Raw genomic sequence first — 7,750 nt, 5'->3', positions numbered from 1 at the left:
GCCGCCGCCCGCCCCGCCGCGCCCGGAACGACGGCTAGGCGTGCCCGACGGTGACCGAGCCCGTGGTGGTCGTGGCGTCGATGACCGACCGGGCGTCACCGTCGACCGCGACGTCGACCGCGCGGTCACCGGTCACGCTCTCGCCCAGGACCCGGTAGGCGCCGCCCTCGGGGACGAGGACGCCGACCGAGCCGGTCGTGGACTCCACCTCCAGCAGGTCGAACCGCTCGGCGGCCGTGATCTCGACCGAACCCGTGGTGGTCTCGACGGCGGCGGTGCGGAACGCGCCGTCGAGGGCGACCTCGCCGGTGGTGGACTCGGCCTCGACGCTGTCGGCGTCGAACCCCCGCAGGTCGATCTCGCCCCTGGTGGACTCGACCGAGATGTACGGGCCGTTGCCCGCGACGGTCACGGAGCCGGTCTCGGTGTCGGCGTCGACGCCGCCCTCGATCCCGTCCAGGGAGAGGTCGCCGGAGGAGCTGCTCACCTCCACGTCGCCCGTGACGCCGGCGAGGTCGATCGTGCCGCTGGAGGTCTCGACGTTGACGGGCGCGTCGACCCCGGCGACCTCGACGTCGGCGCTGTCGGCCTCGATCTCCACGGCGACGCCGGCCGGCACCGTGATCTCGTAGTCGGCGGCGCACCCGCTGAAGAAGCCGGCGCAGGAGGCGTCGAGTTCAAGCGTGCCCTCCTCCAGCTCCGCGTTCTCCTCGGGGCGGTCCACCGGGGACCCGCTGAAGGACCGGTCGACGGTGACCTCGCCGACCGCCACCGGGCGGGGCGCGGGTTCGGGCCGGTCCTCGGCCCCGGCCGGGGGGTCGGGCGGCTCGGGCGCGTCCGGCGGCGCGGGGGCGCCGGGGGCGGCCCCGGTGACGGTGATCGTCCCGGAGGCCTCGCTCTCGATGGCGATGCGCTCGACGCCGCCGTAGGTGTCGCTGCGCGGTTCCAGGTCGACGTGGACGTTGGAGACCGCGCCGATCACGCCGGTGACCAGCAGGGCCAGCGCGAGGACCGCGCCGACCAGGAGCCAGGCGCCGCGTCTGCGGCGCCGCGGTTCCTTGCTGGAAGCGGCGTAGAGCCCTCGTCCGGTGAACGTCATGGTGCTGCCTCTCCGGGGCGGGCGGGCCCCTGGTCGTGCCGTGTCACGGGCTGAGGGTGCGCTCGCCCGTGTCGCGCAGGTAGCGCAGGACGGCGAGGACGCGCCGGTGGTCGTGGGGTGCCTGGCCGAGGTCGAGCTTGGTGAAGATGGAGCGGATGTGCTTCTCGACGGCGCGCTCGGTGACGAACAGGCGGGCGGCGATGCCCGCGTTGTTCAGCCCCTCGGCCATGACGCCGAGCACCTCGGCCTCGCGCGGGCTGAGCCGCTCCACGGCGGAGTCGCGGGTACGGGTGAGCAACTGGGTCACGACCTCCGGATCGATGGCCGCGCCGCCGCCGGCGACGCGGCGCAGGGCCACGAGGAACTCGTCGATGTCGGCCACCCGGTCCTTGAGCAGGTAGCCGACCTTCGCCGATCCGCCGCCGAGCAGGTCGGCGGCGTAGCGGCTGACGACGTGCTGGGAGAGCAGGAGCACCGCGACGCCGGGGTGCTCCCGGCGGATGCGGACGGCGGCCTCGATGCCCTCCTCGGAGTAGGTGGGCGGCATGCGGATGTCGATCAGGCACAGGTCGACCGCGCCGCTGTGCCGCTCGACCGCGGCGAGCAGTTCGGCGGCGTCGCCGCACTCGGCGAGTATCTCCACCCCCTCGTCCGCCAGCAGCCGCGCCATGCCGCTGCGCAGCAGGACGGAGTCCTCGGCGATGATGATCCGCATGGTCAGGCCCTCCAGGGGATGTCGGCGGTGAGGGTGGTGCCGCCGCCCACCGGGCTGCGGACGGCGAGGGTCCCGTCGACGGCGGCGACCCGGTCCCACAGGCCGTACAGGCCGGTCCCGGAGTCGGGGTCGGCGCCGCCCGCGCCATCGTCGCGGACGGTGAGGCGGAGCAGGTCGCCGCTGCGGGCGGCGACCCGTTCGGCGCGCACCGACGCCGACGCGGCGCGGGCGTGCTTGGCGACGTTGGTCAGCGCCTCGCACGCGACGTAGTAGGCGACGCCCTCGGCGCGCGGCGAGGGGCGGTCGGGCAGGTCGGTGTCGACGCGGACCGGCACCGGGCAGCGTCCGGCGGCGACGGGCAGGGCCGCGTCGAGCCCGTGGTCGGTCAGGACCCGGGGGTGCAGGCCGCGGGCGACCTCGCGCAGTTCGGCCATGACCTCGCGCGCCTCGGCACTGGCCTGGTCCAGCAGTTGGCGGGCCAGGGCGGGGTCGCGGTCGAACCGGGCGCGGGCCCGGGTGAGGGTCATGGTGACGAGGAGGAGGCGCTGCTGGGCGCCGTCGTGCAGGTCGCGTTCGATGCGGCGCCGCTCGGCCTCGGCGGCGTCGACCATGCGCAGCCGGCTGTCCTGCACCTGTGCGAGGCGGCGGCGGATGCGCACGTCAGGGGCGTCGAAGAGGAGCCGCCGGGTGGTCTCGGCCTCCAGCAGCACGAGGACGGGGACGAGCCGCATCCCGACCAGGGCGCCCAGCGGGCCGAGGACCACGAGCAGCAGCGGCAGGCCGAGGCCGTCGATCGAGCCGGCGGTGGAGGCGTAGGCGATGCCCAGCAGCGACCCGGCCGACGCGGCGACGCCGTAGACGACCAGGCCGACCGCGATCCCGCCGGAGAAGGTGCCGACCAGCCCGACGGCGGTGCTGGACACGATGGCGCCCCAGGCGCCGCGGCCGTAGAGGAAGGACAGGGCGCGGGCGGGCGCGGAGGCGGGGCCGTCGGGGTCGGGCGCCGGGGCCGCGGGTGCGGTGAGGCCGAGGACGCCGTGCAGCCGGCTGCGCTGGACCCGGCAGGCCAGGCGGGCGGTCAGCCCGGCCGCGGCGGGGGCGAGCAGGAGCAGGCCGGCCACCGCGGCGGTCTCGGCGGCGCGGACGTCGGCGAGGCCGCTGATGAGGCCGGCCGCGCTCACCGAGGCCAGCGTCCAGGAGGCGACGAGCAGCGCGGCGGGCAGCAGGTAGAGCAGCGCCAGGGCCAGCGAGGTGAGCAGGTGCAGGAGTTCGACGATGCGCTCGGCGGGCGCGCGGCGTGCCGCCGCCTCGGCGCGGGCCGCGGCGAAGCCGGACCGGACCGTCGCCGCCAGGCTGCCCGTCATGTGACCCTCGTCTTCCTGTTCCGATGTAGGTCCAACGGTAGGAGTCGGCGGTCCGGCGCGCCATGGCGACAGCACGCCGCGGCGGGGTGGTGGTGGCACGACTCCGGGGCGGTTCCGGCGGATGCGAGGGTGATCGCCGTGAGATGCGCGCAGATTCCGCGTATTTCTCTATTTTCGCGTTGATGTGCGAGGGGTAGATTGCCCCCGTGCCGAACTTCCCCATAAGCGACGTCGCCGCCCTTACCGGGGTAAGCGCCGACACCGTGCGCCGCTGGGTCGATTCCGGGCGCCTGCCCGCCACCCGCGACGACCGCGGCCGGCGCCGCGTCGACGGCGCCGAACTCGCCGCGTTCCTGCGCGGCGACTCCGACGGCGACCCCGACCGGCACCGCTCCTCCGCCCGCAACCGCTTCCGGGGCCTGGTCACCGACGTGGTCCTCGGCGACGTCATGGCCCAGGTCGAACTCCAGGCGGGGCCGCACCGCGTGGTGTCGCTGATGAGCCGCGAGGCCGCCGAGGAACTGGGGCTGGAGGTCGGGTCGGTCGCCACCGCGATCGTCAAGTCCACCACCGTGATCGTGGAGAGCACGCCGCTGCGGGGCGAGCGCCATGGGTGACCACCGCCGAACGGCCGGCGGCGCCGGTGCCGCCGCCCTGCTCCTGGCCGCCGCCACCGCGTGCGGCGGCGTCGCCGACGGCGGCTCCGGGGCGGGCATCGGGGCCACCCTCACGGTGTTCGCCGCCGCCTCGCTGACCGGGACGTTCGAGGAGCTGGGCACCCGGTTCGAGGCGGACCACCCCGGCACCGAGGTCGTGTTCAACTTCGCGGGCAGCTCCGCCCTGGCCGGGCAGATCGGCGAGGGCGCGCCCGCCGACGTGTTCGCCTCCGCCGACACCGCCACCATGGCCGACGTCGAGGACGCCGGGCGCACCGCCGCCGAGCCCGTCGTGTTCGCCGCCAACACCCTGGAGATCGCGGTCCCGCCCGGCAACCCGGCCGGGGTCGGCGGCCTCGCCGACCTCGCCGACCCCGGGACGGCCGTCGCGCTGTGCGCCGCCGAGGTGCCGTGCGGGGCGGCCGCCGCGCAGGTGCTCGACGCCGCCGGGGTCGACGTCGTCCCGGTGACCGAGGAGCAGGACGTCAAGGCCGCGCTGACCAAGGTCCGCCTCGGCGAGGTCGACGCCGCCCTGGTGTACCGAACGGACGTGCTGGCGGCCGGGGACGACGTCGAGGGCGTCCCGTTCGACGAGGCCGCCGGCGCCGCCAACGACTACCCCGTGGCCGTCCTCACCGACGCGCCGGAACCCGGCCTGGCGCGGGAGTGGGTCGACCTGGTCACCTCCGCCGAGGGCGCCGAGGTGCTGTCCGGCGCCGGGTTCACGGTGGTCTGACCCGTGGCCGGCACCCCGCGCGCACCGCGCCCCGCCCCGGCCCGCCCCCGGGCCGGGCGCGGCCTGCGCGTGGGCGCGGGGCGGTTCCCGTGGCCCCTGGTCGTGCCGGCCGTGATCGGGCTGGCGTTCCTGGTGCTGCCCTTCGCCGGGCTGCTGCTCCGCGCGCCGTGGTCGACGCTCGGCACCCGGCTGCTTCTGCCGGAGGTGCGCGGCGCGCTGCTGCTGTCGCTGACCACCGCCACCGCGGCCACCGGGGCGGCGCTGGTCCTGGGCGTCCCGCTGGCCTGGCTGCTGGCGCGCACCGCGTTCCCCGGGCGGCGCCTGGTGCGGGCGCTGGTGACGGTGCCGCTGGTCATCCCGCCCGTGGTGGGCGGGGTGGCGCTGCTGCTCGTCCTGGGCCGCAACGGGGTGGTCGGCCGGCATCTGTACGAGTGGTGGGGGCTGTCGCTGCCGTTCACCCCCGCCGCGGTCGTGGTCGCCCAGGTGTTCGTGGCCATGCCGTTCCTGGTGATCAGCGTCGAGGGGGCGCTGCGCGGGGCCGACCGCCGCTACGAGGAGGCCGCCGCCACCCTCGGCGCGAACCGGTGGACGGTCTTCCGCCGGGTCACCCTGCCGATGGTCGCGCCGGGCGTGGTGGCGGGCGCGGTGCTGGCGTGGGCGCGGGCGCTCGGCGAGTTCGGGGCGACCATCACGTTCGCCGGGAACTTCCCGGGGCGCACCCAGACCATGCCGCTCGCCGTCTACCTGGCGATGCAGGAGAGCCCGGAGTCGGCGGTGGTGCTGAGCCTGGTGCTGCTCGCGGTGTCGCTGGCCGTCCTGGCCGCGCTGCGCGACCGCTGGGTGGCGACCCCGTGACCGCGCCCGGCGGCCTCGACGCCCACCTGGTGGTCGACCGCGGCGGGTTCCGGCTCGACGCCCGGCTGACCGCGGCGCGCGGCGAGGTCGTGGCGCTGCTCGGCCCCAACGGGGCGGGCAAGTCCACGGCGCTGCGCGCGCTGGCGGGGCTGGAGTCGCTGACCGGCGGGCACGTCCGGCTCGACGGCGCCGACGTGACCACCACGCCCACCGAGCGCCGGCCGATCGGCATGGTCTTCCAGGACTATCTGCTGTTCGCGCACCTCAGCGCGGTCGACAACGTGGCGTTCGGGCCCCGCTGCGCCGGGGTGCCGCGCGCGCGGGCTCGGGCGGCGGCGCTGGAGCTGCTGGAGCGGGTCGGGCTGGCCGACCGGGCGCACCTGCGGCCGCGGGCGCTGTCGGGCGGGCAGGCGCAGCGGGTCGCGCTGGCGCGGGCGCTGGCGGTGCGGCCGCGACTGCTGCTGCTCGACGAGCCGCTGGCCGCCCTGGACGCGCACACCCGGGTGGAGGTGCGGTCGGGGCTGCGCCACCACCTCGCCGAGGTCGAGGCGGCCACCGTGCTCGTCACGCACGACCCGCTGGACGCGATGGTGCTCGCCGACCGGGTGACCGTCATCGAGGAGGGGCGCGTGGTGCAGGAGGGTCCCCCGGCCGAGGTCGCGCGGCGGCCGCGCACCGGGTACGTGGCCCGCCTCGTCGGGCTCAACCTCTACCGGGGCACGGCCGAGGGGACGTCCGTTGCGGTCGAGGGCGGCGGGCCGGAAGGGCGGGTGGCGGTCGCCGGGGAGCACCGGGGGCCGGTGTTCGTCGCGTTCCCGCCCCGGGCGGTCGCGCTGTACCGGGAGCGGCCCGACGGCAGCCCGCGCAACGTGTGGCCGCTGACGGTCGCGGGCGTCGAGCGGTTCGGCGACCAGGTGCGGGTGCGGCTCGACGGGGCGCCGGCGGTCAACGCCGACATCACCCCGGCGGCGCTGGCCGACCTCGGTCTGGAGCCGGGGACACGCGTGTGGGCGGGGGTGAAGGCGGCCGAGGTGCGCTGCTATCCGGCCTGAACGGGCAGAACACGCGGCACGCCACGGACGGGACACGGGGCGCGGAACTGGAGACAACGGTCCCCTCTGATTACAGTGATCACCGTCAGTGATCATTTCGTTACAGAAAGAGGGGGACCTCCGTGACCTTCAAGCGAACCGCCGCCACCGCCGTCCTGACCGCCGCCGCCGGTGCGGCCCTGGGCCTGATGGGCGCCTCCGCCGCCTACGCGGGCGACTTCGACGGGCACCAGGACCAGGGCATCGACCGCTCCCAGCACCACGGCGACAAGAAGGACGGGCACGACCACGGGCACGACCACGGCCACGGCCACGGCCACGGCAAGGGCGGTCACGACGAGGACGGGCACGGCAAGGGCAAGGGTGAGCACGGCCACGGCCACGGCAAGGGCGGGCACGACCACGGCCACGGCAAGGACGGCCACGACCACGGCCATGGCAAGGGCGGCCACGACCACGGGTACGGCTACGACGGTTACGAGGACTGGAAGCCGAAGTCGGAGGAGGCGGACGTGAAGGCCGCCGAGGACGCCACCGCCGCGGAGGACGTCACTGCCGCCGAGGACGCGACCGCCGCCGAGGACGCCACGGCCGCCGAGGAGACCGAGGCCGGCACCGCGGAGGCCGAGGAGGACGAGGAAGAGGTCTGACGTCACGCCGGCGCCCGCCCCGCCCACCGGGCGCGGGCGCCACCCCACCGGGGAGTCGCCCTCGCCCCCGGAGCGTGGACGCCGCCCCGCAGTCGGCCCCGCTCCCGGAGAAACCCGCCCCCACGAGTCGCCTCCGCTCCCTGGGAACCCCGACCCCCATCATTCGTGCCCCGCTCCGGAGAAGCCGCCCGGCCCCCATGACGGGACCGCGGCCCCCACCGACGGTGGACGCCGCCCGCCGCGCCGAGGCCGGCCCCACCGTGCCGGCCCCTCTCAGTACGGATGGACGGTCAGCCGTGCCCACCCGTCGGGACATCCGAGCCCGGGATGGGCGGTCGTCGGCGACGCCGCCGACCCGGTGCGATCGACCGCCGCGTTCCTCGCCCTCGCGCGTGCCGCCCCGCTGCCACCGCCCACGGACGGAGGCGGCCGAGGACGGCCGGGCGCCGCCGATTACCACACGCCGCGCGCAGGTGCGCTCGGTGAGCAGGGGATCAGCGAGTCCTGGACACGCCGACGCCGCCCCCGGAGGATCGGGGCAAGGCCCAAGGGCCCCGGAGGACGCCGCCGACCCCGCCCGACACCTCGCCGCCGACCCGGCGTGGCGGGTCGGCGGCGGCCCC

8 protein-coding genes are annotated in these 7,750 nt (G+C 76.4%); 5 read left to right on the top strand and 3 right to left on the bottom strand.

The window, feature by feature from the left end; translation table 11 throughout:
* Positions 1 to 34: 34 nt before the first annotated feature.
* From NT8_RS25800 to NT8_RS25790, 3 genes are read right to left on the bottom strand one after another with little or no spacing between them, the layout of a single operon-like run.
* Complete coding sequence (locus NT8_RS25800) at positions 35 to 1,099, bottom strand: DUF4097 family beta strand repeat-containing protein (RefSeq protein WP_067974977.1); 1,065 nt, start codon at positions 1,097 to 1,099, stop codon at positions 35 to 37.
* A gap of 43 nt (positions 1,100 to 1,142) precedes the next feature.
* The gene (locus tag NT8_RS25795) at positions 1,143 to 1,814 is read right to left on the bottom strand and encodes a response regulator transcription factor (RefSeq protein WP_067974974.1); all 672 of its coding nucleotides are present in this window, start codon (positions 1,812 to 1,814) and stop codon (positions 1,143 to 1,145) included.
* Between the two features lie 2 nt (positions 1,815 to 1,816).
* A complete protein-coding gene (locus tag NT8_RS25790) occupies positions 1,817 to 3,178 on the bottom strand; it encodes a sensor histidine kinase (RefSeq protein WP_084469283.1) in 1,362 nt (453 codons plus the stop codon).
* A gap of 206 nt (positions 3,179 to 3,384) precedes the next feature.
* On the opposite strand from NT8_RS25790, the gene NT8_RS25785 reads away from it, so the two are divergent.
* The 5 genes from NT8_RS25785 (at position 3,385) to NT8_RS25765 (ending at position 7,127) form a co-directional block, all read left to right on the top strand.
* A complete protein-coding gene (locus tag NT8_RS25785; protein ID WP_067974972.1) occupies positions 3,385 to 3,795 on the top strand; it encodes a TOBE domain-containing protein in 411 nt (136 codons plus the stop codon).
* On the top strand, positions 3,788 to 4,570 hold the full coding sequence (modA, locus tag NT8_RS25780; protein WP_067974969.1) for a molybdate ABC transporter substrate-binding protein: 783 nt from the start codon (positions 3,788 to 3,790) through the stop codon (positions 4,568 to 4,570). The genes NT8_RS25785 and modA overlap by 8 nt, the downstream gene beginning before the upstream one ends.
* Positions 4,571 to 4,633: 63 nt before the next feature.
* On the top strand, positions 4,634 to 5,425 hold the full coding sequence (locus tag NT8_RS25775; protein WP_067974982.1) for an ABC transporter permease: 792 nt from the start codon (positions 4,634 to 4,636) through the stop codon (positions 5,423 to 5,425).
* Positions 5,422 to 6,477, top strand: a complete 1,056-nt coding sequence (locus tag NT8_RS25770) for an ABC transporter ATP-binding protein (protein WP_245646335.1) — start codon at positions 5,422 to 5,424, stop codon at positions 6,475 to 6,477. Before NT8_RS25775 ends, NT8_RS25770 begins: the two co-directional genes overlap by 4 nt.
* Before the next feature lie 122 nt (positions 6,478 to 6,599).
* Positions 6,600 to 7,127, top strand: coding sequence for a hypothetical protein (locus tag NT8_RS25765; RefSeq protein ID WP_067974966.1), 528 nt, complete (start codon positions 6,600 to 6,602; stop codon positions 7,125 to 7,127).
* Positions 7,128 to 7,750 lie beyond the last annotated feature (623 nt).

Origin of the sequence: Nocardiopsis trehalosi NBRC 14201, from assembly GCF_001552555.1 — a bacterium.
Lineage (GTDB): Bacteria > Actinomycetota > Actinomycetes > Streptosporangiales > Streptosporangiaceae > Nocardiopsis_B > Nocardiopsis_B trehalosi.
This window is presented reverse-complemented; position numbering and strand designations above follow the sequence as displayed.

Excerpts from the sequence above, each read along its gene's own strand:
- NT8_RS25795 (WP_067974974.1), bottom strand. The coding sequence starts at position 1,814 with ATGCGGATCATCATCGCCGAGGACTCCGTCCTGCTGCGCAGCGGCATG.
- NT8_RS25800 (WP_067974977.1), bottom strand. The coding sequence starts at position 1,099 with ATGACGTTCACCGGACGAGGGCTCTACGCCGCTTCCAGCAAGGAACCG.
- modA (WP_067974969.1), top strand. The coding sequence starts at position 3,788 with ATGGGTGACCACCGCCGAACGGCCGGCGGCGCCGGTGCCGCCGCCCTG.
- NT8_RS25790 (WP_084469283.1), bottom strand. The coding sequence starts at position 3,178 with ATGACGGGCAGCCTGGCGGCGACGGTCCGGTCCGGCTTCGCCGCGGCC.